Source organism: Nocardioides sp. (genome assembly GCF_030655615.1).
Classification (GTDB): Bacteria; Actinomycetota; Actinomycetes; order Propionibacteriales; family Nocardioidaceae; genus Nocardioides.
On sequence record NZ_JAURVJ010000125.1, the window covers coordinates 1 to 23,280 of the forward strand.

At 73.0% G+C, this 23,280-nt stretch carries 19 protein-coding genes; 9 read left to right on the forward strand and 10 right to left on the reverse strand.

Features of this window, described 5'->3' with window-relative positions:
- A partial coding sequence (locus tag Q7T52_RS10400; protein WP_304802123.1) for a phosphatidylserine/phosphatidylglycerophosphate/cardiolipin synthase family protein occupies nucleotides 1-1,144 on the reverse strand: 1,144 nt, incomplete at its 3' end.
- A gap of 99 nt (nucleotides 1,145-1,243) precedes the next feature.
- Between Q7T52_RS10400 and Q7T52_RS10405 the strand changes: the two genes are divergently transcribed.
- Nucleotides 1,244-2,437: an MFS transporter gene (locus tag Q7T52_RS10405; RefSeq protein ID WP_304802125.1), complete on the forward strand. Its 1,194-nt coding sequence runs from the start codon at nucleotides 1,244-1,246 to the stop codon at nucleotides 2,435-2,437.
- 146 nt (nucleotides 2,438-2,583) lie between these two features.
- On the opposite strand, the gene Q7T52_RS10410 is transcribed toward Q7T52_RS10405, so the two are convergent.
- Nucleotides 2,584-3,549, reverse strand: coding sequence for a DNA-3-methyladenine glycosylase (locus tag Q7T52_RS10410; protein ID WP_304802127.1), 966 nt, complete (start codon nucleotides 3,547-3,549; stop codon nucleotides 2,584-2,586).
- A 48-nt stretch (nucleotides 3,550-3,597) separates the two neighbouring features.
- On the opposite strand from Q7T52_RS10410, the gene Q7T52_RS10415 reads away from it, so the two are divergent.
- Nucleotides 3,598-4,371: an enoyl-CoA hydratase/isomerase family protein gene (locus Q7T52_RS10415; protein ID WP_304802129.1), complete on the forward strand. Its 774-nt coding sequence runs from the start codon at nucleotides 3,598-3,600 to the stop codon at nucleotides 4,369-4,371.
- A gap of 46 nt (nucleotides 4,372-4,417) precedes the next feature.
- The gene (locus Q7T52_RS10420) at nucleotides 4,418-5,008 is read left to right on the forward strand and encodes a TetR-like C-terminal domain-containing protein (protein ID WP_304802130.1); all 591 of its coding nucleotides are present in this window, start codon (nucleotides 4,418-4,420) and stop codon (nucleotides 5,006-5,008) included.
- Nucleotides 5,009-5,203: 195 nt separating this feature from the next.
- Here Q7T52_RS10420 and Q7T52_RS10425 read toward each other — a convergent pair whose 3' ends face one another.
- On the reverse strand, nucleotides 5,204-8,452 hold the full coding sequence (locus Q7T52_RS10425; RefSeq protein ID WP_304802132.1) for a M36 family metallopeptidase: 3,249 nt from the start codon (nucleotides 8,450-8,452) through the stop codon (nucleotides 5,204-5,206).
- A gap of 146 nt (nucleotides 8,453-8,598) precedes the next feature.
- Between Q7T52_RS10425 and Q7T52_RS10430 the strand changes: the two genes are divergently transcribed.
- Nucleotides 8,599-10,122, forward strand: coding sequence for an ATP-dependent DNA ligase (locus tag Q7T52_RS10430; protein WP_304802134.1), 1,524 nt, complete (start codon nucleotides 8,599-8,601; stop codon nucleotides 10,120-10,122).
- A gap of 17 nt (nucleotides 10,123-10,139) precedes the next feature.
- Here the strand turns inward: Q7T52_RS10430 and Q7T52_RS10435 are convergent, their stop codons facing one another.
- A complete protein-coding gene (locus Q7T52_RS10435; RefSeq protein WP_304802135.1) occupies nucleotides 10,140-10,454 on the reverse strand; it encodes a DUF4333 domain-containing protein in 315 nt (104 codons plus the stop codon).
- A 149-nt stretch (nucleotides 10,455-10,603) separates the two neighbouring features.
- Between Q7T52_RS10435 and Q7T52_RS10440 the strand changes: the two genes are divergently transcribed.
- A complete protein-coding gene (locus Q7T52_RS10440) occupies nucleotides 10,604-10,993 on the forward strand; it encodes a hypothetical protein (protein WP_304802137.1) in 390 nt (129 codons plus the stop codon).
- Nucleotides 10,990-11,682, forward strand: coding sequence for a TetR/AcrR family transcriptional regulator (locus Q7T52_RS10445; protein WP_304802139.1), 693 nt, complete (start codon nucleotides 10,990-10,992; stop codon nucleotides 11,680-11,682). Before Q7T52_RS10440 ends, Q7T52_RS10445 begins: the two co-directional genes overlap by 4 nt.
- 334 nt (nucleotides 11,683-12,016) lie before the next feature.
- On the opposite strand, the gene Q7T52_RS10450 is transcribed toward Q7T52_RS10445, so the two are convergent.
- On the reverse strand, nucleotides 12,017-13,306 hold the full coding sequence (locus Q7T52_RS10450) for an acetyl-CoA C-acetyltransferase (protein WP_304802141.1): 1,290 nt from the start codon (nucleotides 13,304-13,306) through the stop codon (nucleotides 12,017-12,019).
- Between the two features lie 142 nt (nucleotides 13,307-13,448).
- Between Q7T52_RS10450 and Q7T52_RS10455 the strand changes: the two genes are divergently transcribed.
- From Q7T52_RS10455 to Q7T52_RS10465, 3 genes are all read left to right on the forward strand, one after another.
- Entirely contained in the window at nucleotides 13,449-14,798 is a 1,350-nt protein-coding gene (locus Q7T52_RS10455) for a 3-oxoacyl-ACP reductase (protein WP_304802143.1), read from the forward strand.
- Nucleotides 14,799-14,801: 3 nt separating this feature from the next.
- A complete protein-coding gene (locus Q7T52_RS10460; RefSeq protein WP_304802145.1) occupies nucleotides 14,802-15,659 on the forward strand; it encodes a MaoC/PaaZ C-terminal domain-containing protein in 858 nt (285 codons plus the stop codon).
- Nucleotides 15,660-15,735: 76 nt separating this feature from the next.
- Nucleotides 15,736-17,130, forward strand: a complete 1,395-nt coding sequence (locus tag Q7T52_RS10465) for an O-antigen ligase (RefSeq protein ID WP_304802147.1) — start codon at nucleotides 15,736-15,738, stop codon at nucleotides 17,128-17,130.
- A gap of 3 nt (nucleotides 17,131-17,133) precedes the next feature.
- On the opposite strand, the gene Q7T52_RS10470 is transcribed toward Q7T52_RS10465, so the two are convergent.
- Genes Q7T52_RS10470 through Q7T52_RS10490 form a run of 5 tightly spaced genes read right to left on the reverse strand, consistent with a single transcriptional unit; the run spans nucleotide 17,134 to nucleotide 23,236 of the window.
- Nucleotides 17,134-17,994, reverse strand: coding sequence for an acyl-CoA thioesterase II (locus Q7T52_RS10470; protein WP_304802149.1), 861 nt, complete (start codon nucleotides 17,992-17,994; stop codon nucleotides 17,134-17,136).
- Complete coding sequence (locus Q7T52_RS10475; protein WP_304802151.1) at nucleotides 17,991-18,923, reverse strand: proteasome assembly chaperone family protein; 933 nt, start codon at nucleotides 18,921-18,923, stop codon at nucleotides 17,991-17,993. Before Q7T52_RS10475 ends, Q7T52_RS10470 begins: the two co-directional genes overlap by 4 nt.
- A gap of 53 nt (nucleotides 18,924-18,976) precedes the next feature.
- Entirely contained in the window at nucleotides 18,977-20,386 is a 1,410-nt protein-coding gene (locus Q7T52_RS10480; RefSeq protein ID WP_304802153.1) for a basic secretory protein-like protein, read from the reverse strand.
- Complete coding sequence (gene dxs / locus Q7T52_RS10485; protein ID WP_304802154.1) at nucleotides 20,370-22,274, reverse strand: 1-deoxy-D-xylulose-5-phosphate synthase; 1,905 nt, start codon at nucleotides 22,272-22,274, stop codon at nucleotides 20,370-20,372. Before dxs ends, Q7T52_RS10480 begins: the two co-directional genes overlap by 17 nt.
- Before the next feature lie 17 nt (nucleotides 22,275-22,291).
- The gene (locus Q7T52_RS10490; RefSeq protein WP_304802156.1) at nucleotides 22,292-23,236 is read right to left on the reverse strand and encodes an SMP-30/gluconolactonase/LRE family protein; all 945 of its coding nucleotides are present in this window, start codon (nucleotides 23,234-23,236) and stop codon (nucleotides 22,292-22,294) included.
- Nucleotides 23,237-23,280: the final 44 nt, after the last annotated feature.

The following is a 23,280-nucleotide window of genomic DNA, read 5'->3' on the forward strand; positions in this document are numbered from 1 at the left end:
AGACCGCCTCGAGCTGAGCGGCGAGGCCGGCGTCGATGATCTCGACGTTGATCTCGTAGGTGCCCGACAGGCTGAGCCGGTCGATGTTGGCGGTGCCGACGGTGGCCCAGGTGCCGTCGACGGTGGCGGTCTTGGCGTGCACCATCGCGCCCTTGAACCGGAGCACCTTGACCCCCGCGGCGAGCAGCTGGGAGAAGTAGCCCCGCGAGATCCAGTCAGCCACGATGTGGTTGGACTTGAGCGGCACGAGCAGGCGTACGTCGACCCCGCGGCGGGCGGCGTCCTTCATCGCGTCGACGAAGTCCTGGTCGGGGATGAAGTAGGCCGTCGTCAGCCAGACGTTGGTGCTGGCGCGGTTGATGGCCTCGAGGTACATCGCGCGGATCGGGAACATCCACAGCCGCGGCACGTTGCGCTGCACGCGGATCCGCGGCTCCCACGTCGACGCGGTCTCGAGCAGCAGGGGGCGCTCGCTGTGGCGGATGCGGCGGCGTCGGTGGAGGTTCCAGAAGTCGGCGAACGCACGCTTGAGGTCCCAGACGCCGGGGCCGGTGATCCGCACGTGCGTGTCGCGCCACTCGGTCTCGTAGGCGTCGCCGATGTTGTAGCCGCCGACGAACCCGACGGTGTCGTCGACGACGAGGATCTTGCGGTGGTCGCGGCCGTAGCGGCGCAGGTCGAAGAACCGCCACCCGGCGGCGTAGACCGGGAACTTGAGGACCTTCATCGACGCCGGGAACCGCTTGAACACCGGCGAGACGACGAGGTTGGCGAAGCCGTCGTAGATGCAGTAGACCTCGACGCCGCGGGCGGCCGCGGCGGCCAGCGCCGACTTGAACCGCTCCCCGGTCGCGTCGCCCTTCCAGATGTAGGTCTCGAAGAGGATCTGCTTCTCGGCGCCCGCGATCGCGGCGAGCATGTCGTCGTAGAGGTCGCGGCCGAAGGTGTAGGTCGTCACCGAGCTCTCGCCGATGTCGACCTTGCCGGGTGCCGTCGTCGGGAACGGCTTGGGCTTCTTGCCGCGGCGGCGGTAGGAGTCGACGAGCGACATCGTGATCGCGATGACGAGCTGAAGCCCGAGGATCGTCAGCAGGGTCCGGCGCAGCGTGGCCAGGAGTCGGTCGACGTCCAGCCAGCGCTTCACGCGGTCAACCTATCGGGGTGGTCCGCGTGCGGAACTTCTCACACCGGAATCGGCGAGATCCGGTCGTCGTACGCCGCCCCGCCGGGGTTGACTCGGACCGTGACCCTCACCGTCGAGCCGACCACGATCGGCGCCGCGCGCCGCTGGTCCATGCTCGGCGCGAGCACCGTGGCCCAGGCGGCCTCGGCCGTGGCGGCGCACGGACCGGCGTTCCTCATCCCCGCCCTGCGCCAGCACGAGGGCCTCAGCCTGGCCGAGGCCGGCGTCGTCGCGGCCGCGCCGACGGTCGGCGTGATGCTCACGCTCGTCGCGTGGGGGATGCTCACCGACCGCCGCGGCGAGCGGCTCGTGCTGGTCCTGGGCCTGGCGCTCACCGCCGTCTTCAGCGGGCTCGCCGTGCTCGCCGACGGCCTGGTCCTGCTGAGCGCCTCGCTCTTCCTGGCCGGTGCCGCCGCGGCCAGCGCCAACGCCGCGTCGGGCCGGGTCGTCGTCGGCTGGTTCCCGCCGCACCGGCGGGGCCTGGCCATGGGCATCCGGCAGATGGCCCAGCCGGTCGGCGTCGCCGTCGCCGCGGTGTCGATGGCCGTCATCGCCGACGCGCACGGCATCGGCGCCGCGCTGCTGGTGCCGACCGTCGCCGCGGCGGTCGCCGCCGTGGTCGTCCTCCTCGTGGTCGTCGACCCGCCCCGGCCGCCGGCCGTCGAGGGCGGCGCCGCCAACCCCTACCGCGCCGACTCGTTCCTCGCCCGCATCCACGGCGTCTCGGTGCTGCTGGTCGTGCCGCAGTTCGTCGTGTGGACCTTCAGCCTCGTCTGGCTCGTCGAGGAGCGCGGCTGGTCCCCCGCTGCCGCCGGCACCCTGGTCGCGGTGGCCCAGGTGGTCGCCGCGTTCGGCCGGATCGCCGCCGGGCAGCTCTCCGACCTGGTCGGCTCCCGGATGCGGCCGCTGCGCTGGGTCGCGGTCGCCGCCTCCGCGACGATGGCGCTGCTGGGCCTTGCCGCGGGTCTCGACCTCTCGGTCGCCGTACCGCTCCTGGTGATCGCGACCGTCCTGACCGTCGCCGACAACGGCCTCGCCTTCACCGCCGTCGCCGAGCGCGCCGGGCCGTTCTGGTCGGGCCGCGCCCTGGGCCTGCAGAACACCGCCCAGTTCCTCACCAGCGCCCTGGTCCCGCCGCTCGGCGGGCTCCTCGTCACGCACACCGGCTACGCCGCCACGTTCGCCGTCGCCGCGCTGCTGCCCGCCGTCGCCGTCGGGCTGGTCCCGGTGCGGGGCGAGGAGGAGCTGCACTGACCGCGTTCCCCCGTGGGGACCGCCCCGGTGGTCGGACCCGGCCCCACGTCGGTCGAGGAAGGCGGACACGCCTGACTCGAGACCATCCGACCGCAGGGGCCAGCTCGGGTCGGGGGTGCCGCCGGCGAGGGTCTCGCACGCGGTGACTACGTCCCCGCGGCTCGACCACCGTGGCGGGTGACGCTCGCGGGGAGGTGGGTGCGAGGGGACATCTTGGCGCCGTGGCGCGGGCGGCGGAGGCCGGCCATGCCGACGAGCGCGGGCACCCGGCCGCGTTGCGGGCGCCAGGGCTCGAGGAAATCCTCGAGCTCGGCGTCGGTGAAGGGGGTGCCGGTGAGGGCCCAGCCGACGTCCTTGGCGACGTGGTAGTCGCCGAAGGAGACGGCGTCGGGGTCGCCGAAGGCGCGCTGGCGGACCTCGGCGCTGGTCCAGCCGCCGATGCCCGGGAGGCTGCGCAGCCGGCGGTCGGCCTCCTCGGGGCCGAGGGCGACCGCGCGCTCGAGGGCGTCGGCGACACGGGCGGCGGTGACGAGGGTGCGCGAGCGGGCCGGGTCGACGTGCATCTTGAGCCACTCCCACGACGGGACCGTGCGCAGCGTCGCGGCGTCGGGCTGGATCCACAGGCGCCGGTCGGCGCCCGGGCCGGGCGCGCGCTCGCCGTAGCGGTGGACGAGCATCCGGAAGCCCGCGAACGCCTCCTGCCCGGTGACCTTCTGCTCGATGATCGCCGGCACCAGCGCCTCCATCAGCAGACCGGTGCGACCGAGCCGGGCGTGGGGGAAGTGGCGCCGGGCCTCGGCCAGCACCGGGTGGCGCGGCTCGAATCCGTCCCAGCTGTCCTCGGCGCCGAGCATCGCCGGCACCGACTCGAGCGCCCAGGCGGCTCCCGGCCCCCAGGCCTCGGCGTGCACCTCGCCGTCGGCCGGGCGCGACCGCAGGACGAGCGTGGCCGGGCCCACCGGCGTACGGATGCCGCGCCAGGTGCGGCCGCCGGCGCTCGCCTCGTCGGTCTTGTAGGTCGGGTCGCCGCCGCCCCGGCGGTGCATGCGCAGCACGCCGAAGCCGCACGGCCAGTCGGGTCGCCACACCCGCACCTGCCCGCCAACCCTCACGCGGACAGCCTAGGAGCCCCCACCGACAGCCCACCTACGCTTCGGCGCATGACGCTCCAGATCTCCGACGAGGCCCGGGTCCGCACGCTGACGCTCGACCGGCCGGAGGCGCTCAACGCCTTCAACGAGGCGCTGTACGACGCCCTCGCCGACGCGCTCCTCGACGCGGCCGCCGACCCGGACGTGGCCGTGGTGCTGCTGACCGGCGCCGGGCGGGCGTTCTCGGCCGGGACCGACCTGCTGGAGATGCACCGGATCGCGACCGACCCGACGTTCGAGCGCGGTCGGCACGGGTTCCCGGGGCTGGTCGACGCGCTCGAGGCCTTCGACAAGCCGCTGGTCTGCGCGGTCAACGGGCTGGGGCTCGGTATCGGGACGACGGTCCTCGGCTTCGCCGACCTGGCGTTCATGGCCTCGACCGCCCGGCTCAAGTGCCCGTTCACGTCGCTGGGCGTGGCGCCCGAGGCGGCGTCGTCCTACCTCCTCCCCCGGCTCGTCGGGCGTCAGGACGCCGCCTGGATGCTGCTGTCGGCGGAGTGGGTCTCGGCCGACGAGGCCCTCGCGATGGGGCTGGTCTGGCGGGTCTGCGAGCCCGACGACCTGCTCGCCGAGGCGCACCGGCACGCCGCCGTGCTGGCGGCGCGGCCGATCTCGTCGCTGGTCGCGGTCAAGCGCACGATGGTGGCGCCGCTGCGGGAGGGCATCGCTGCGGCCCGCGAGCGGGAGAACGCCGCGTTCGCCGAGCTCATGGGCGGCCCGGCCAACCTCGAGGCGCTGGCCGCGTTCGCCCAGGGCCGGGAGCCGGACTTCACGGGCTTATAGTCCTTCGTGTTCGCACGAAACCGATTCATGGGGAGATGAGGGCGAGATGACCAGCCCGGCCACCGAGCGTCGCGCACGGCTGGACCGCGAGACCGTCGTGGTCACCGCCGAAGCCGTCGTCGACCGCGAGGGCTACGACGCCCTGTCGATGACCCTGCTCGCCGCCGACCTCGAGACCCGCGTCTCGTCGCTCTACAACCACGTCAGCAACCTCGAGGACCTGCGCGCCGAGATCCAGCTGCGCGCGATGCGGCTGCTCGGCCGCCACGTCCAGCGCGCCGCGATGGGCCACGCCGGCGCCGACGGGCTCCGCGTCCTGTGCCACGAGCTGCGCGACTTCGCCCGCACCTATCCGCAGCGCTACGCCGCCGTCACCCGCGCGCCGCTCGACCGCGAGGGCTTCTTCGCGGCGGCCGGCGAGGTGATCGAGGCGATGGGCGTGATGGTCCGCTCGACGGGACTCCCCGAGGAGCGGATCATCCCCACCGGCATGGCCATCTTCTCCGCGCTGCACGGCTTCGTGGCCCTGGAGTCCAGCGGCTACTTCGACGGCGTCCCCGAGCTCGAGGAGGTCTTCGAGCAGGTCGTGCGCGGGGCCGTCACCGCCGCCGTGCTGGAAGTGACCAACCCGCGCTGAGCGCAGTGCCGGTCGCACCGTGCCTGCCGATCTTCTCGAGGCCAGCGGGGCGCCCCCACCCGCTGCCAGGTCGACCACAGGGCGCACGTCGCCGTCGGCCGGCCCTGCGTCTCGGCGGCCGACTCCCAGGCCCGGCGGCAGCAGTGCCAGGCGGAGTCGGCCGCGAGACGCGGCCGGCCAGAGCGACCATCAGGGCTAGCGCGGCTCGGTGACCTCGATCGTGTACGACGCGGCGGTGCCGTAGATCAGCAGGAACCCGCTGTAGACGGCGCCCGGCGGGATCACGACGCTCTCCCCGTCGAGGACGAACCCGCCACCGGCGAGCGGGGCGCAGCTCTCGTCGTAGAAGTAGAGCATGTACTCCCCCAGCGGCACGTCGGCGCTGAGGTTGGCCACGTGCTGGCCGTCGCCGGCGCCCTTGGGGAGCCTGGCGAAGTGGGCGTCGCCGCCGTTGGCGGTGGGCAGGCCGGGGCAGGTCCAGGTCAGCTCGGTGGCACCGGGACGGTAGGGGTCGAGGCCGAGGAGCGAGCCCTGGGCGGGGTTGCCGACGGCGACCGAGCCGGAGTAGGTGACGGGCTTGTCGGGCTTGGGCAGCCGCGGCTTGATCCCTGGCGCCGTGCCGAAGGCTTGCACCTCCGCGACCACGGCGGTCGAGGCGTTGGTGGCGCCGCTGCCGAAGACCTCGGCGGCGACGGCGCGGACGAAGCGGGCGCGGACACCCTTCCTGCCGAGCTGGTAGGTCTTGAGCCCGAGGTCGGAGACGGCGGGGCGCGGCGCGGCGAAGCTGAAGCGGGCGACCTTGACCGTCCTCCACTTCCTGCCGTCCATCGAGGTCTGGACGAGCACCTTCTTGGCGGCGGCGAAGCGGGGTACGCCGATCGGCTTGATCACGCTGACGGCGACGGTCCGGATCGTCGAGGGCTTCTTGAGCTTGACCGTGACGGACCGGTCGGGGCCCTTGTTGTAGGCCCGGGTGGACGTGCCGGTGCGCCAGCCGGTGGCCTCGGAGTCGTCGAGGAGGTTCTCGGCCGGGAAGGCGCTGGCCTGGCTGGCGGTCCCCACGACCGTGGCGCCTGAGGCCCGCGAGAGCAGGTTGGGACGCAGGCGGATGGTCGTGGCGGTCGTGCGGCCCTTGGCCACCGCGACCGTGACCCGCTGGATGCCGAAGCCGGGCGCCTGGAGGGTCAGCGTGTAGCGGCCGGCGGCGAAGCGCGCCTGGCCGGTGCCCTGCTTGCCGGTGGTGAACACCGGCGTACCGCGGCCCTCGAAGCGCCCGCCGAGCACCCGCACGCCCTTGACCCGGCCGCCGGCCGAGTCGTTGACGACGGTGAGCTTAAGGGTGCCGTTGAGCGACTTCTTCTTGACGTCGAAGCCGGGTCGGGGGTCGGTGTCGGTCTCGCCGTCGGTCTTGGCGGAGACGCCGAAGCCGCGCTCGGCGAACGCGTCCCAGACGAGGTCGGCGTACTTCTTGCCGTAGCGGAGCTGGCCGGCCTTGACGATCGCGTCGCGCATGTCGAGCATCGACGGGCTCGGCGGCGAGAGCGGCATGGCGTCCATGACGAGGTGCTCGGCGACGTCGGAGGCCTGCTTCTGGTTGCCGCCGACCGCCTGGAGGAGCTTGGTGCGCAGGGTCCACAGGGTGGCGGTCCAGATCTCGCCGTCGGAGTGCACCTCGGGACCGCTCATGTCGTAGCCGTAGTCGCCGTAGGTCGCGGGGCTCTTGGCGTAGTTCCAGTTGCGGATGCCGCGCTGCGGGTCGCCGACGTACGGCGCCGTGACGGCCGTGCGGGTCAGGCCGCGACGGAACAGGTCGTTCATCGCGAACCAGTCGCCCCAGCCCTCGCCCATCGCGCCGGACTGGGTGGTGCCGAGCGAGCCCAGGCCGCCGCCGCCGACGTAGCGGTTGGACAGGCCGTGGCTGTACTCGTGCTGGATGATCGTGGAGTCGAAGTCACCGTCACGGTTGGGGCCCTCGAAGACGTCGTCGACGAACTCCCAGAGGTACATGTTCGTGAAGCCGGGGATGCCGTCGGGCAGCGTCAGCATGTTGGCGTTGTTGCGGCCCAGGGCGAGGACCGCCTCGGTGAGGTTGAGCGCGCCGGACTGGGCGCCGCCGAACACGGGGTCGCCGCCGAGGCCGGACGTGCCGGGCTTGTTGACGAGCTGGAAGTTGCCGCCGGACTCGGTGAAGCCGAAGGCGTAGTACTCGTCGTGGATCCGGTTGTGGTGGTAGAAGAGGTTGGTCGCCGCGGCGTTGGCGTCGGCCTGGTAGCCGGTCACCGACCCGCCCGACTTCTCCCAGCTGTTGGTGAACGGGTAGCGGAACGTGCCGGTGGGGCTGACCGGCCGGTTGTACTGGTCGGCGGCGACGAGCGGCACGGTCCAGGCGATGGCCGTGTTGGCGTTGTTGCCGAGGGTCGTGATGCCCGGCAGGCCGACGAGCCCGGTCGGGTCGAGGTAGCCGCCCGGCGAGGTCGCGGTCGGACCGAAGCTCTTGACGACCTGCTTGCCGCCCTTGGCGGCGCCCGGGTAGTTCTCGAAGACCGAGCCGTCGCCCTCGTGCTGCACGAGCGACTTGCGCAGCAGCGGCTCGCCGGTGGCGGCGTCGACGATCGTCGCCCAGGCCTGGTCGAGGCTGAGGATCGACAGGACGGCGTACGCCGCACGCCCGCCCTGGGCGGTCGGGAAGGCGACCTTGCGGACGAGCTGGTCGGGCCCGAGGACGCTGCCCTCGAACACCTCGTAACCACCCTTGACCGTCCCGGTGGTGCGGGCGACGAAGTCCTGGCCCGGCACGAGGGAATCGACGACGCGGGTGAGCGCCTGGGCGGGGGTGAGCTCGAACGACCCGAGCAGCGCCGAGCTGCGGACGGGGTCGCCGGCGTAGGAGACGACGCGGCCCTGCCGGTCGACGACGACGGTGAGGATGCCGCCGATGCCGGCCGCGACGCCGCCGAAGGTCTGGGCGAAGCTGACGACGCGGGTGTCGATGCCCGGGAGCGTGTGGTTGCGGACGACCGCGAGGTCGGCCACGTCGGCGGCGCCGAGACCGAACGTCGCGCGGTGGGTCGCGAGCCAGCCGCGGGCGATGGCGAGCGGGTCCCCGGACCTGGGCGCGCTGAGGAAGCCGCCGTCGACGCCGATCGAGCGCGGGGTGCCGGTGGGGTTCCAGGTGGCGACGGCGCCGGGAAGGCGGGCCAGGCCGGCGCGCTGGGCGGCGGTCGGGGTGAGGGACCTCAGGGTGGCGCGGGAGTCGAAGGACAGGTCGGCGGCGTTGTCGCCGGCCGCCGGTACGGCGTTGGTGTCGCCACCCAGGACGGTGGGCCGGGCGGCCGGGGCGAGAGCGGTCGTCACGGTGGCGGCCTGCGCGAGGTTGGGCAGGCTGAGCGCGACGGCGGACACGGCCGCCAGGGCGGCGGTGCGGGTGATGCGCGAGCGGGTCACAGGGTTCCTGTTCGGTCGTCCGGGGGCCCCGAGGCCGGGTGAGGGGAGGGTGGAGGGCGGGTGCAGGGAGGGGCGAGGCACGGTCGGCGGCTCGGGGACTTCAACGACCCACCCGGACGGGGGGTACGCCCGTGTTTGATACAGGCATGTTGCTTTCCGATGTCGTGGCGACCTCCGCGGCCGTGGCCGCCACCCGCTCCCGCAAGGAGAAGGTGGTCGCGATCGCCGACCTGCTGCGCCGGGCCGGGTCGGGCCCCGAGCTCGAGGTCGTGACGTCCTACGTGGGCGGTGCGCTGCTGCAGCGTCGTACGGGCGTGGGGTGGCGGGGCCTCGCCTCGCTCCCCGAGCCGGCGGCCGAGGCGTCGCTGACGGTGGCGGGGGTCCACGAGGCCTTCGACCGCGTCGCCGCCATCTCCGGCACCGGCTCGCAGGCCGCCCGGGCCGACGCGGTGGCGGAGCTGTTCGGGGCCGCGACGACCGACGAGCAGCGCTGGCTGCGCGGGCTCGTGACCGGCGAGCTGCGCCAGGGTGCCCTCGACGCGCTCGTGCAGGAGGGCGTCGCGGCTGCGGCCGGGCTGCCGCTGGTCGCCGTACGCCGCGCCGCGATGCTCGCCGGGTCGACGGTGTCGGTGGTGCGGACGGCGTTCGAGGGTGGCGAGGAGGCGCTGGCCGCGATCGGGCTCGAGGTCGGGCGCCCGGTGCTGCCGATGCTGGCCTCGTCGGCGCCGACGGTGGCCGACGCGCTGGCCAAGGTCGGTGCGTCCGAGCGGGGCGTCGCGGTCGACACCAAGCTCGACGGGATCCGGGTGCAGGTGCACCGTCTCGGCGATGCGGACGACACCGTGCTGGTCGTGACACGCTCGCTCGACGACATCACGGCGCGGCTGCCCGAGGTGGTCGAGGTGGCTCGGTCGTTGCCGGCGTCGTCCTTCGTGCTCGACGGCGAGGTGCTCGCGCTCGACGAGGCGGGCCGACCGCGGCCGTTCCAGGAGACCGCGTCGCGCACCGCGATGGGCGAGGGCGTGCGCATCACCCCGTTCTTCTTCGACGTCCTCCACGTCGACGGCCACGACCTGCTCGACTCCCCCGGTGCCGAGCGGGCCGCGGCGCTCGAGGCGCTCGTACCGGCGGAGTTCCGGGTGCCGCGGGTGGTGACGACCTCGGTCGACGTGGCCGAGGCGTTCGTCGTCGACGTCCTCGCCGCGGGCCACGAGGGCGTCGTGGTCAAGGACCTGACCGCGCCCTACGCCGCCGGCCGGCGCGGCGCGGCGTGGGTCAAGGTCAAGCCGGTGCACACGTTCGACCTCGTCGTGCTCGCGGTCGAGTGGGGCTCGGGCCGGCGCCAGGGCCTGCTGTCCAACATCCACCTCGGCGCGCGCGACCCCGAGCGGCCCGGCGAGTTCGTGATGCTGGGCAAGACGTTCAAGGGGATGACCGACGAGATGCTCGCCTGGCAGACCGAGCGCTTCCTCGGCCTCGAGACCTCACGCGACGGCCACGTCGTGCACGTGCGGCGCGAGCAGGTCGTCGAGATCGCGATCGACGGGCTGCAGCGCTCCACCCGCTACCCGGGCGGCGTCGCGCTGCGGTTCGCGCGGGTCGTGCGCTACCGCGACGACAAGACGGCCGAGGAGTCCGACACGCTCGAGACGGTCAAGGCGCTGGCCTGAGCGGGTCGGGCGTGGGGTCACTCGGCCTCGGCGTCGGGGTCCTCGACCTCTAGCGAGAAGTTGACGGTGTCGCCGTCGATGCTCTCGACCTTCACGTCCACGACGTACTCGGTGTCGCCGGCCGTCACGGTGCACGTGCCGGTGGCGCCCTTCTCGGCGTCGATGTCGTCGGGGCAGCTCACGTCGTCCGGGTCCTCACCGACCGTGTCGGTGTAGAACCCGCTGACCTGGTCCTCGAGGGAGTCCAGGTCGACCGTCTTCGAGCACCCGGCGACCGAGAAGGCGACGGTCGTGAGGACGGCGGCGGTGCAGGCGAGACGGCGAAGCTTCACGGCGGGTGCTCCAGGTGATCGGCGTGGGGAGTGTGCGGGGCAGGTTGCACTGTGACCCAGGTCCTTCCCCCTGGATACCCCAGCGAATGACCAGACTGGTCCACCGTTTTCGGCTGGCGCAGGTGCGCGTGGTGACTAGGCTGGCGGTCGTGGACGCCGATGGCTCGCTCTGGTCGTGGCGCTCGCGCGGCTCGATCCTCTCGCTCGCCTCCGAGGGCTCGATCCTGTCGATCGGCTCGGTCGGGTCCGTCCTGTCGACGGCGTCGGTCGGGTCCTTCGCGTCGGTCGGGTCGCTGGGTTCCGCACTGAGCTTCGGCTCCGCGCTGTCGTGGCAGTCCGGCGGGTCGCTGCTCTCGTCGCAGGCGACGGGCTCGGTCGGCTCGCACCAGGCCGACCTCGCGTGCTTCGGCTCGCGCGCCGACGGACCGCTGCCGCGGTGGCTGGTGGCGGGAGCCGTCGTGGGCACGGTCGCCGCCACGCTTGCCTTCCGTCACAGTCGTGCAACTCGGAGTTGCAACATGGCTACCATCAGCGGGTGACCACCACCCCCCGCGCGCCGGAGACCGACGGCCGGCGCCGCGCGGCCGCCGTACGCCGTCGCGCGCGGGAGGCCGAGATCATCGCCGCCACGCGCGCCGAGTTCGATCGTCAGGGCGTCGGCGAGATGCGGATCGAGGACATCGCCGCAGCGGTCGGCATCAACCGCGCGATCGTCTACCGGGTCTTCACGGGCAAGGAGGAGCTGTTCGCGCTCACCCTCGTCAGCTATCTCGACGAGATGCGCGACGAGCTCGCCGCGGCGGGCGCCTCGACGACGGCGCCGGCCGAGCGGCTCGCCGCGATCGTCGGCGCGTTCGTCGACTACGGCGTCGCCCACCCGGCCTTCGTCGACTGTGCGCAGGCGCTGATGCGCCGCCGCGGCGAGGACCTGCTCGCCGAGATCACCGAGAGTGCGCTCTACCGGCTCGGCCGGGCGATCTCGTCGTGCCTGACCATCCTGACCACCGCCCTGGAGGACGGGGTCGCCTCGGGGGACTTCACGATCACCGGCGACGCCGCGCTGATGTCCAACACGCTCTACGCCAGCGGGCTCGGAGCGCTGCAGCTGGCGCGCGTCGGCATCCTCGTCACCGAGACCTCGCCGGGTGTCCCCACCGTCGGGTCGATCACCGCCGAGCAGGTGCGTGCGCACCTGGTCGCCTCCGCGTTGGCGCTCGCCGGGGGGTGACGGGCGGTTGGCGGTGGTCGCCAACTCGTGCGATCGCACGAGTTGGTTGCCCCTGACCCGGCCGTACCAGCTCAACTCGTGCGATCGCACGAGTTGGACGTCGGAACCCGCTCTGCCCCGGCCCAACTCGTTCGATCGCTCGTGTTGAGCGCGCCTCCCTGCCTGACGCGAGCCCAACTCGTGCGATCGCACGAGTTGAGCGCTGAGAACCCACCCAACACCGACCCAACTCGTGCGATCGCACGAGTTGAGCGCCCGACCCGCGGCCGAACCGCGCGCAACCGCGCAGTTCGTACGACCGACCCGACCGGGCCGCAGCCCGGACGACCAGAGATCAGGCGCGCTCGAGGATCGCGACGACGCCCTGCCCACCAGCGGCGCAGACCGAGATGACGCCACGGCCGGTGCCGCCCTCGGACTGGGCGAGAAGGTGGGCGAGCACGTTGACGATCCGGCCGCCGGTGGCGGCGAAGGGGTGGCCCGCGGCGAGCGAGGAGCCCTTGACGTTGAGCTTGGTGCGGTCGATCGAGCCGAGGGGGGCGTCGAGGCCGAGGCGCTCCTTGCAGAACACCGGGTCCTCCCACGCCTTGAGCGTCGAGAGCACCTGCGAGGCAAAGGCCTCGTGGATCTCGTAGAAGTCGAAGTCCTGCAGGGCGAGGCCCTCGCGCTCGAGCATGCGCGACATGGCGTACGCCGGAGCCATCAGCAGGCCCTCGCCGCCGTGGACGTAGTCGACGGCCGCGGTCTCGGAGGCCGTGATGTAGGCGAGCACGGGCAGGTCGTGCTCCTTGGCCCACTCCTCGGAGGCCAGCAGCACGACGGACGCGCCGTCGGTGAGCGGCGTCGAGTTGCCGGCGGTCATGGTCGCGGCCTCGCCCTTGCCGAAGACCGGCCTGAGCTTGGCGAGCTTCTCGGCGGTCGAGTCGGCGCGCAGGTTGGTGTCGCGCTCGACGCCGCGGAACGGGGTGACCTGGTCGTCGAGGAAGCCGGCGTCGTACGCCGCGGCGAGGTGCTGGTGGGACGCGGCGGCGAGCTCGTCCTGCTCCTCACGGCCGATCTGCCACTCGAGGGCGGTCAGCGCGGCGTGGTCACCCATCGACAGGCGGGTGCGGGGCTCGCCGTTCTGGGGGATCTCGAGGCCGATGTCGCCGGGGCGGATCTGGCCGAGAGCCATCAGTCGCGACTTGGTGTCGCGGGCGGCGTTGACCTTGACGAGCTTCTTGCGGAGCTTCTCGCTGATCGCGACGGGCGCGTCGGAGGTGGTGTCGGTGCCGCCGGCGATGCCGACGTCGATCTGGCCGAGGGCGATCTTGTTGGCGACCTGGATCGCGGCCTGGAGGCCGGTGCCGCAGGCCTGCTGGATGTCGGTGGCCGGCGTCTCGGGCGACAGCTTGGAGCCGAGCACCGCCTCGCGGGTCAGGTTGAAGTCGCGCGAGTGCTTGAGCACCGCACCGGCGACGACCTCGCCCAGGCGCTCGCCCTCGAGACCGAAGCGGACGACGAGCCCGTCGATCGCGGCGGTGAGCATGTCCTGGTTGGACGCGTCGGAGTAGGGGCCGTTGGAACGGGCGAACGGGATCCGGTTGCCGCCGATGACGGCGACGCGGCGAGTCTTCTCGATCATGGGACCATACTGACCGGTAACCAGGCTCGGTCCAAGGGACTGAGGGCCACGTCACGAAATGTGGACACTGAGTTACACACGGGGTTGCATGTTCGTGTTCGAGCTCCGTCTGACGACCAGAGAAGTTGAGGCAGCACCCGCCATGAGCGACAAGTACCAGGGCTTCACCAGCACGCCCGTCGGCAAGATCCTCGTCAAGAACCTCGGCCTGCCCAGCCCCACCCGGCTCGAGCGCTGGACCGAGGGCGCGCCTCTCGTCGACGGCACCGTCCTCGTCGGCGGCCAGGGCCGCCTCGTCGAGTCCCTGCCCGGCCTGCTCGACACGCTCGGCATCGCCTCGACCGCCGTCAAGCCCGACGAGGGCAAGGTCAAGGGGCTCGTCTTCGACGCCACCGGCCTCACCTCCGCCGCCGCGCTCGTCGCTCTCCGCGACTTCTTCACCCCCGTCCTGCGCAGCCTCGAGAGGTGCGCCCGCGTCGTCGTCATCGGTACGCCGCCCGAGCAGGTCACGGGCAGCGAACGGGTCGCCCAGCGGGCACTCGAGGGCTTCACCCGCAGCCTCGGCAAGGAGATCGGCGGCGGCAGCACCGTCCAGCTCGTCTACGTCGCCGACGGCGCCGAGGCCGCGGCCACCAGCACCCTCGCCTTCCTCCTCTCCCCCAAGTCGGCCTACGTCTCCGGCCAGGTCGTGCGGATCGGCGCCCACGCCGAGAAGGGCACTGCGACCGGCGAGGTCGTCGACCCCGCCCAGCCCCTCACCGGCAAGGTCGCACTCGTCACCGGGGCCAGCCGCGGCATCGGCGAGCAGATCGCCCGGGTGCTCCACCGCGACGGTGCGACGGTCCTCGGGGTCGACGTGCCCCAGGCCGCGAGCGAGCTGCAGGCCCTGATGCGCGAGCTCGACGGCGACTGGCTGACCCTCGACATCACCGGCAAGGACGCCCCGCAGCGGATCGCCCACCACCTCAAGACCCAGCACGGCGGCGTCGACGTCGTCGTCCACAACGCCGGCATCACCCGCGACAAGAAGCTCGCCAACATGGACGAGGCCCGCTGGGACTCGGTCATCGCGGTCAACCTCACCGCCCCCGAGCTGATCACCCGCGAGCTGCTCGAGCAGGGCGTCATCAACGACTTCGGCTCGATCGTCGGCGTCGCCTCGATCGCCGGCATCGCCGGCAACGTCGGGCAGACCAACTACGCCGCCTCCAAGGCCGGCGTCATCGGCCTCGTCGACTCGCTCGCCGACGAGCTCACCGACCACGGCACGGGCATCACCATCAACGCCGTCGCCCCCGGCTTCATCATCACCCAGATGACCGACGCCGTTCCGTTCGCGACCCGCGAGGTCGGTCAGCGCCTCAACGCCCTGGCCCAGGGCGGCCTGCCGGTCGACGTCGCCGAGACGATCGCCTGGTACGCCCACCCCGCCTCCAGCCTCGTCAACGGCAACGTCGTGCGCGTCTGCGGCCAGATGATGCTCGGAGCCTGACACGTGTCCGCCATCCCCACCCTCCTCAGGGCCGCGCTGCCGTCGATCCCGGTCGTCAACCAGCTGCCCGGCATCAAGAAGGCCCCGCTCGCCGGCTTCAGCGGCCTGACCCGCACCCGCCCGCCGGTGACGGTCGAGCGCGCCGACGTCGAGGCCTACGCCCGCGTCTGCGGCTTCCCGACCAAGGACGTCGTCCCGCTCCCCTACCCGCACCTGCTCGTCTTCGACCTGCAGATGGCGATCATGAGCGACCCGGCGTTCCCGGCGCCCGCGATCGGCACCGTCCACCTCGAGAACTCCATCACCCAGCACCGGCCGATCGCCATCGGCGAGACGCTGTCCGTGGTCGCGTCCGTCGGAGCGCCGGTGGCGCACGCCAAGGGCCGGGTCTTCGAGTTCGTCACCCAGGTCCGGGCTGCGGGCGCGGGCGGCGACGAGCTGGTGTGGGAGGAGACGTCGGCCTACCTGCGCCGCGGCCGGGGCGAGGACGGGGCGTCCTACGGCACGGTCTTCCCCGAAGCCGCGCCGTCACCGATCCAGTGGCAGCTGCCCGCCGATCTCGGCCGTCGCTACGCCGCCGTCAGCGGCGACGCCAACCCGATCCACCTCTACCCGCTGACCGCCAAGGCGCTGGGCTTCCCGCGCCAGATCGCCCACGGAATGTGGACGATGGCGCGCTGCGTGGCCGCCCTCGAGAACCGGCTCCCCGACGCCGTCCGCGTCGACGTCGCGTTCAAGAAGCCGGTGCTGCTGCCCGGCACCGTCGCCTTCGGCTCGACCCCGGTCGACCAGGGCTTCGCCTTCGGGCTCACCAGCCCGTCGGGCAAGCCCCACCTCGCCGGGCGCACGACCGCGCTCTAGCCGCGCCCAGCCCCGTCGGCCTCGGGGATCGCGCCCAGCACTCAAGACCCACCGCCGGGTGGCCGATGAGTCCATCGTGAGTGCTGTCCTCGACCCGACCTCGGTCCCCTCCGTCACAGGTCCGGTCACGACGCGGCTCACGACCTGGCTCCCCTGGGCCAGCGACGTCGCCGTCGTCGCCGCGATGACCTGGTGGGCGGCCTGGCTGACGTTCGGCACCGGGGGGCGGGAGCCCCACGTGCTGTCGTACGGCGCCCTCCTCGTCGCGGTCGCCGCACTCCTGGTTCGCCCCTGGCGGGTCCTGCGCGTGCGGGCCACGGCGATCGCCCTGGCGCCCGGCGCCGGCGCCTGGGTCGTCGTGCTGACCGCACCCACCGGGTGGGCCGGCGCCGACGACGCTGCCTCCTACACCTACGCCGGGGCTCTCGGACTGGTCGCCCTCGCCTGGGCGCGGACCCCCGTACGCCGCCAGCTGCTCGCCACGGCCGTCGTCGGCGCCGCGGGGCTCCAGCTCGCCATGGGCTGGGCCGCCTGGTCGTCGGTGCCGTCGCCGAGCCGGCTCTTCCAGGGCACGTTCTACTGGCACAACCAGGTCGGCGCTTTCCTCGCCGCGGGTGCGGTGCTGGCGGTCGCCCTCGTCGCCGACGGGCGCCGGCCGCTGGCCACCCTCGGCTGGTGCCTCGCCCCGCTCTGCGTCGCGGGCACCGTCTTCACGACCAGCCGCGGCTCGATGCTCGGCATCGCGATCGGCGTCGCCCTGGTGCTCGCGGCCGCGGCCTGCCGCCTGGGCACCACGGCCGCCATCGGGTCCATCTGCCGGACCATCGCCGTCGTCGCCCTGTCCTGGGCCACCAGCTGGGTCCTCACCGGTCCGCCGTTCTTCGGCGAGCGGTTCTCCCCCCTCGCGGCCACCACGGCCCGCAACGGCAGCTTCGAGGGCAACGGCGTCCAGCGGTTCGAGGACTGGCGTCGCTCGTGGGAGATCTTCCGGCACTGGCCCGCCTCGGGCGCCGGCTTCAACTCCTTCGACAGCGCCACCACGGCGGTCACCGACAAGCGGGACGGGGTCTCGACCGCCTTCGCGCACAACGGCTACCTGCAGGCGGCCTCCGACGGCGGGCTCGTCCTCGTCCTGCCGCTCGTGGTGGCCCTGCTCGCGCTCGCGCTCCTCGCCGTACGCGCGCTGCCCGCCTCACGCCGTGCCGGCGACCTCGTCCAGCCCGGAGCGCTGGCGGCCTACGTCGTGCTCCTGCTCCACAGCGGCATGGACTTCGACTGGACCTACCCCTCGCTGCTCGCGCAGGCCGCCCTGGTGGGCGTCCTCGCCGTCCCGTCCTCAGCGGTACGCCGACGGGGCGCGCCACCGAGCCGGCGGGTCGTGGTCGTGGCGGTCGTGGCCTTGGTCGGGCTGCTGCTCCTCTCGGCGGTCGGCGCCTGGCACGGCGGCCTCGACCTCAACAGCTCGCTCTGAGGCTCAGCGCGTCCGGGGACGGATGAGGCCCTCCTGGGCCGCGGTGGCGACGAGGGCGCCGTCGCGGGTGAAGACGCGCCCCAGGGACAGCCCGCGCGCGCCCCCGGCCGAGGGCGACCACTGGTCGTAGAGCCACCACTCGTCGACGCGGAACGGCGCGTGGAACCACAGCGTGTGGTCGAGCGAGGCCATCTGCACCTTGGTCGGGTCGGCGTCGTGGGCGGCCAGCGAGGCACCGAGCAGCGAGACGTCGCTGGCGTAGACGAACACCGCGAGGTGGTCGAGCGGGTCGTCGCCCATGTCGCCGAGGACCCTGATCCACATCCGGGCCTGCGACGGGTGCGCCGGGTCGGCCTCGAGGCCGTGGCGGGAGTTGCCGAGCCAGCGGACGTCGAGCGCGGCCCACTCCTTGCCGAGCGCGTCGGCGTCGGCGTTGCCGCGTCCGCGCATGAGCTCGACGAGGTCCATGCCCTCCTCGGGCGCCTTGACGTCGGGCATCGCGTCCTGGTGCTCGAAGCCGTCCTCGGACCGCTGGAAGCTCAGGGTCTGGTAGTAGATCGGCCGGCCGTGCTGGCGCGCCATCACCCGGCGGGTGACGAACGACTTGCCGTCACGGATGCGTTCGACGTCGTAGATGACCGGCACCTGGTAGTCGCCGGGCAGCAGGAAGTAGGAGTGCAGCGAGTGGACGTGGAAGCCGTCGGGGACCGTCCGGGCGCCGGCGACCAGCGACTGGGCGGCCACCTGCCCGCCGTAGACCCGCTGCCGGGTCGACTCCGGCTGCTTGCCGCGGAAGAGGTCGACGTCGAGGTACTCCAGGTCGAGGAGCGCGCGCAGCTCCTGGGCGGGGTCGAGCTCGGTCACTCGTCGTCCTCCCGGTCGGGACCGTCCTCGAGGCCGGCCAGGAACTGCTCGAACTGCTGGCCGATCTCCTCACCGGTCGGGATGGGCTGGTCGTCGGCGAGCAGGCTCGAGCCCGCCTGCTCGGCCTGCGCGAAGGAGTCGTACTGGCGCTCGAGCGAGGCGACGACGTCGCCGACCTCCTCGTTGGCCGAGAGGTAGCGGGTGATCTCGCCCTCGCGCTCCTCGGCAGCGGCGCGCAGGTCGGTGAGGTCGAGGGTGAGCCGGCCCGACCGCTCGACCTGCTCGAGGAGCATCACCGAGGCTCGGGGGTACTCCAGCTGGGCGAGGTAGTGCGGGATGTGGGCGACGAAGCCCAGAGCGTCGCGTCCCCACTCGCCGAGCCGGATCTCCAGCAGGGCCTGGGCGCTGCTCGGCACCCGGAGCTCGCCCTGCCACGGGTTGGTGGCGGTGATGAGGCCCGGGTCGTTGGCGTGGTGGGTGACCGCGATCGGCCGGGTGTGGGGCACCGCCATCGGCACCGATCCCATGCTGACGACCAGGGTCACGCCGAGCCGCTCGACGACCTCGCGGACGGCGCGGCAGAACGCCTCCCACCGGTTGTCGGGCTCCGGACCGTGGAGCAGCAGGTAGGGCGTGTCACCGGCGTCGCGCAGGAGCCGTACGACCAGGCGCGGCGCGTCGTAGGACTCGTAGTGGTCGCGCGTGAACGACACGGGGGGCCGCCGGGCGCGGTAGTCGTGGAACTGGTCGACGTCGAAGGTCGCCACCACCGACCCGCCGTCGCCGAGCGCGGAGAGGTGCTGGGCGGCCAGCGCGGCGGAGCTGCCGGCGTCGAGGAACCCGTCGAGCGCGACGACCATGGTGAGCGCGTTGAGCCCGTCGAGGGCAGGCACCTCGTCGAGGATGTGGACCAAGCGCTCAGAGGACACCCCTCCACACTAGTGAAGGCCGTGGGCCGGGCCGTCCTCAGGCCAGGGCGTGATCAGTCGTAGATGGTGGTGCCGTCGGTCGGCGTCGCCGGGCTGGCCGGTGTGGTCGGGGTCGGCGCCTCCGTGACCGGTGGGGCGTACGTCGTCGCCATCAGCTCGGCGCCCCGCTTGGCCAGCTTGTCGACCGAGAAGCCCAGCAGGTCGCGGACGACGTCGCGCTCGTCGTCGCCGGCGCGCACGGAGAAGGCCTCCATCACGGTCCAGGGGGCGTCCGGGCCGTAGGTCTGGGCGAGCCACTCGCACACCCACCACGCGAGGGCGTAGTGGACGGCGGCATCGTCGTCGTTGAACGACTCGTCGGACGGCATCCGGTCGATGCCGCGAGTGGCGGCGGCCAGCGCGCGGTCGGGCACGTCGCGCGCGGCGGGCGGCAAGGCCTGGACCGAGACCCACTCGGCCACGCCCTCGCTGAGCCAGACCGGGGCCGCGTCGTCGTGGTCGCCGACGGCGACGTGGACGAGCTCGTGGCGCACCAGCCGGTCGAGCTCGCGGTCGACGCGCCGGGCGCTGGCCACGGGCAGCAGGTCGGGGCTGAGCGCGAAGCGGGTGGAGGCGACGCTCGTGTCGTCGGTGCCGGCCGGCACCGTGAACGCGACGCCGTCGAGCGCCTGCGGGTCGCCGCCGGGGAGGTCGTCGAAGCCCGCGAGGAAGCGCGGGTCGGAGAGCGCGTAGACGACCGCCTGCTGGCCCCACTCGGTGTAGGGCACCCGGCCGGCGACGTCGGTGATGCCACGCTCGACCGAGGCCACGATGCCCGCGGCCTCACGGCGGTCGGCGCTGTCGAAGACGCCGAGCACGCCGGCACCCTCACGGATCCGGACCGGCTCGGTGTCCCACGGCTGCTTGAGCCCGGGGTGCTCGGCCTCCCAGGCGGGGTCGGTGGTCGAGCTGACGACGTAGGCGGACGGCCCGGTCGGGATGAAGCGGAAGCGGTCGACCGTGCGGACCGGCAGGGCGTCGTAGGGCGAGAGCTGCAGCTGGACGTCGACCACGCCCCAGTAGGCGTCGTCGGAGCGGACCAGGCTGGCCGGCTCGAGCCGGTAGGAGAACGTCGACACGGGCAGCTGGGCGAGGTTGTCGAAGTAGCCGCCCTCGGCGGTCCGCAGGTCGGGCTCGGCGGCCAGACCGTCGAGGAACGCGGCCCGGTCGCCGGCGCGGACGGCCGCCGCGCGGGTGTCGAGGACCCGCTGGAGGTCGCCGACCAGGTCGGAGGAGATCTTCGGGAGGACGGGGACGGTGGTGGTGGCCGTGGGGGTGGCCGACCCGGTGCCGACCGGCGGCGCGAGGGTCCCGCTCGGGCCGACGGTGGTCGGTGCGGACGACGGGTCCGATCCCCCGCACGCGCCCAGCACCAGGCACGCGGCGAGGGAGGCGGCGAGCGCGGACCTACGGGACGTCGACACGGTCGACCAGGACGCCGCCGTCGGCGAGGGCGGTCATGTCCTCGACGATGCCCAGGGCGAGGGCCTGGGGGGTCAGGCCGATGCGCTCGAGGATGATGTCGCGCTTGGCGTGGCTCAGGAACTGCTGTGGGATGCCGTGCAGGCGGAAGGGCGTCGTCACGCCGGCGTCGTTGAGCGTCTGGAGCAGGACGGCGCCGCAGCCGCCGACGCGGCCGTTGTCCTCGATGCTGACGACGAGCTGGTGGCGGCGGGCGAGCTCGACGACGGCCTGGTCGACGGGCTTGACCCAACGGGGGTCGACGACCGTGACGCCGATGCCCTGGGCGACGAGGCGGGCGGCCACGTCGACCGAGACGGCGGCCATCGACCCGACGCCGACGATGAGGACGTCGAAGGCGCCGTTGCGGACGAGCACGTCGGCGCCGCCGGCCTTGCCGATCGAGGGGATGTCGTCGGGCGGGGGGCCCTTGGGGAGGCGCAGCACGGTGGGGGCGTCGTCGACCTCGACGGCCTCGCGCAGCAGCTCGCCGACGCGGGCGCCGTCGCGGGGCGCGGCCATCCGCAGCCCGGGCACGACCTGGAGGATCGACATGTCCCACATGCCGTTGTGGCTGGCGCCGTCGTCACCGGTCACGCCGGCGCGGTCGAGCACGAAGGTGACGCCGCACCGGTGCAGCGCGACGTCCATCAGCACCTGGTCGAAGGCGCGGTTGAGGAAGGTGGCATAGATCGCGACGACCGGGTGGAGCCCGCCCATCGCGAGCCCGGCGGCGGAGGTCGCCGCGTGCTGCTCGGCGATGCCGACGTCGAAGGTGCGGTCGGGGAAGCGCGCCTGGAAGCCGTCGAGGCCGACCGGGTGCATCATCGCGGCCGTCAGGGCCACGATGTCGGGGCGCTCGGCGCCGAGGGCGACGATCTCCTCGGAGAAGAAGTCGGTCCAGATGCGGCCCTTGGCGGGGCTCTCGCCCGACTCGACGTCGAACGGCCCGATCTGGTGGAACTGGTCCTTCTCGTGGCGCTCGGCGGCGTCGTAGCCGAAGCCCTTGCGGGTGATCGCGTGCACGATGACCGGGCCGTTGAACCGCTTGGCCTGGGCCAGGGCCAGCTCCATGGCCGAGCGGTCGTGCCCGTCGATCGGGCCGACGTACTTGAGGCCGAGGTCCTCGAACAGGCCCTGCGGGGCGAGGGCGTCCTTGAGGCCCTTCTTCATTGCGTGCAGCGCGTCGTAGGCCGCCGGGCCGACGCCCTTGACCGAGGTGAGGCGCTTCTTGACCAGGTCGAGGACCTGCTCGTAGCGGGGGTTGGTGCGCAGCGTCGTGAGCGCGGTCGCGAGCCCGCCGATGGTCGGGGTGTAGGAGCGGCCGTTGTCGTTGACGACGATGACCAGGCGGCTCTCCTGGGCGACGGCGATGTTGTTGAGCGCCTCCCAGGCCATGCCGCCGGTGAGCGCCCCGTCGCCGATGACGGCGACGACGTGGCGGTCCTCGCCGCGGATGCGGTAGGCCTTGGCCAGGCCGTCGGCATAGCTCAGCGCGGTGGAGGCGTGGGAGTTCTCGACGATGTCGTGGGGCGACTCGGACTGGCTGGGGTAGCCCGACAGGCCGCCCTCGGTGCGCAGCCCGCCGAAGTCGCGCGCGCGGCCGGTGAGCATCTTGTGGACGTAGGCCTGGTGGCCGGTGTCGAAGACGACGCGGTCGTGAGGGGAGTCGAAGACCCGGTGGATCGCCATCGTGAGCTCGACGACCCCGAGGTTGGGGCCCAGGTGGCCCCCGACGCGGGAGCAGCTCTGGACGAGCAGGTCGCGGACCTCGGTCGCGAGGCTCGCGAGCTGGTCGTCGTCGAGACCGCGCAGGTCGCGCGGACCGGTGATCGACTCGAGCAGGGACATGGGGCGAGTTTACGTGCTCAGAGGTCGACGACCGCGATCGCCGCTTCGTCGAGGCTGCCGAGCCAGACGCGCCCCTCGTGCTCCCGGACGCCGGTGACCATGTGGTAGGCCGTCCGCTGCTGCGCCGGGTCGACGTCGACGTCGTGGACCAGCCGGCCCTCGTCGTCGTAGGCCTGGACGCGGACGGTCTTCTTGGGCTGCGGCTGCAGCCGGTCGGGGAGCTTGGTGGCGAGCTTGCGCAGCTTGAGCGGGCCGGTCTGCAGGCGCTCCACGAGGGCGTCGCGCGGGCTGGCGATGGTCACCCAGATGAGACCGTCGCTGCCGCGGGCGATGTTGTCGGGGTAGCCGGGCAGGTCGGAGCAGAGCAGGTCGCGCATGCCCTTGCGGTTGCCCGTCAGCCAGCGGCGCACGACGGTGCGCCCGCCGGTCTCGGCGACGCAGACGTAGTCCTCGTTCTTGGACAGCGCGACGCCGTTGGCGAAGGCGAGCCCGTCGATGACGACGGTGACCGTGCCGTCGGGGTCGAGGCGGCAGAGCCGACCGGTGCGGGTGTGCTGGACGAAGTCGGACTTCCAGTCCTCGATGCCGAACTTGGTCGAGGAGTCGGAGAACCAGACGGTGCCGTCGGAGGCGATCGCGGCGTTGTTGCAGAACTTCATCGGCGTGCCGTCGATCTCGCCGGTGACCGCCTCGATCGCGCCGGTGCGCGTGTCGACGCGGAGCAGCCCGCGGTGGGCGTCGCAGACGAGGAGCCGGCCGTCGAGGTCGATCTCGAGGCCGAGCGGGCGGCCGCCGGTCCGGGCGACCCGGTCGACGGTGGCGCCGTCGTGGCTGACGCGGAAGATCGAGCCGTCCTCGGTGCCGGTGAACACCGCCCCCTCGTCCGCGCCGGACAGGCCGACGACGACGTCCTCGGCACCGGGTCCGGGGACGGGATGGACGTCGAGCGTGCGGGTGCTCATGCGGGGTCCCCGGGGCGTTGTCCGGTGGAGGAGCGAAGCGGGGG

What these genes read in the sequence shown, in the direction of transcription:
- Q7T52_RS10415 (WP_304802129.1), top strand. Translation starts at nt 3,598, where the DNA reads ATGACGCTCCAGATCTCCGACGAGGCCCGGGTCCGCACGCTGACGCTC.
- Q7T52_RS10420 (WP_304802130.1), top strand. Translation starts at nt 4,418, where the DNA reads ATGACCAGCCCGGCCACCGAGCGTCGCGCACGGCTGGACCGCGAGACC.
- Q7T52_RS10430 (WP_304802134.1), top strand. Translation starts at nt 8,599, where the DNA reads ATGTTGCTTTCCGATGTCGTGGCGACCTCCGCGGCCGTGGCCGCCACC.
- Q7T52_RS10450 (WP_304802141.1), bottom strand. Translation starts at nt 13,306, where the DNA reads ATGATCGAGAAGACTCGCCGCGTCGCCGTCATCGGCGGCAACCGGATC.
- Q7T52_RS10455 (WP_304802143.1), top strand. Translation starts at nt 13,449, where the DNA reads ATGAGCGACAAGTACCAGGGCTTCACCAGCACGCCCGTCGGCAAGATC.
- dxs (WP_304802154.1), bottom strand. Translation starts at nt 22,274, where the DNA reads ATGTCCCTGCTCGAGTCGATCACCGGTCCGCGCGACCTGCGCGGTCTC.
- Q7T52_RS10490 (WP_304802156.1), bottom strand. Translation starts at nt 23,236, where the DNA reads ATGAGCACCCGCACGCTCGACGTCCATCCCGTCCCCGGACCCGGTGCC.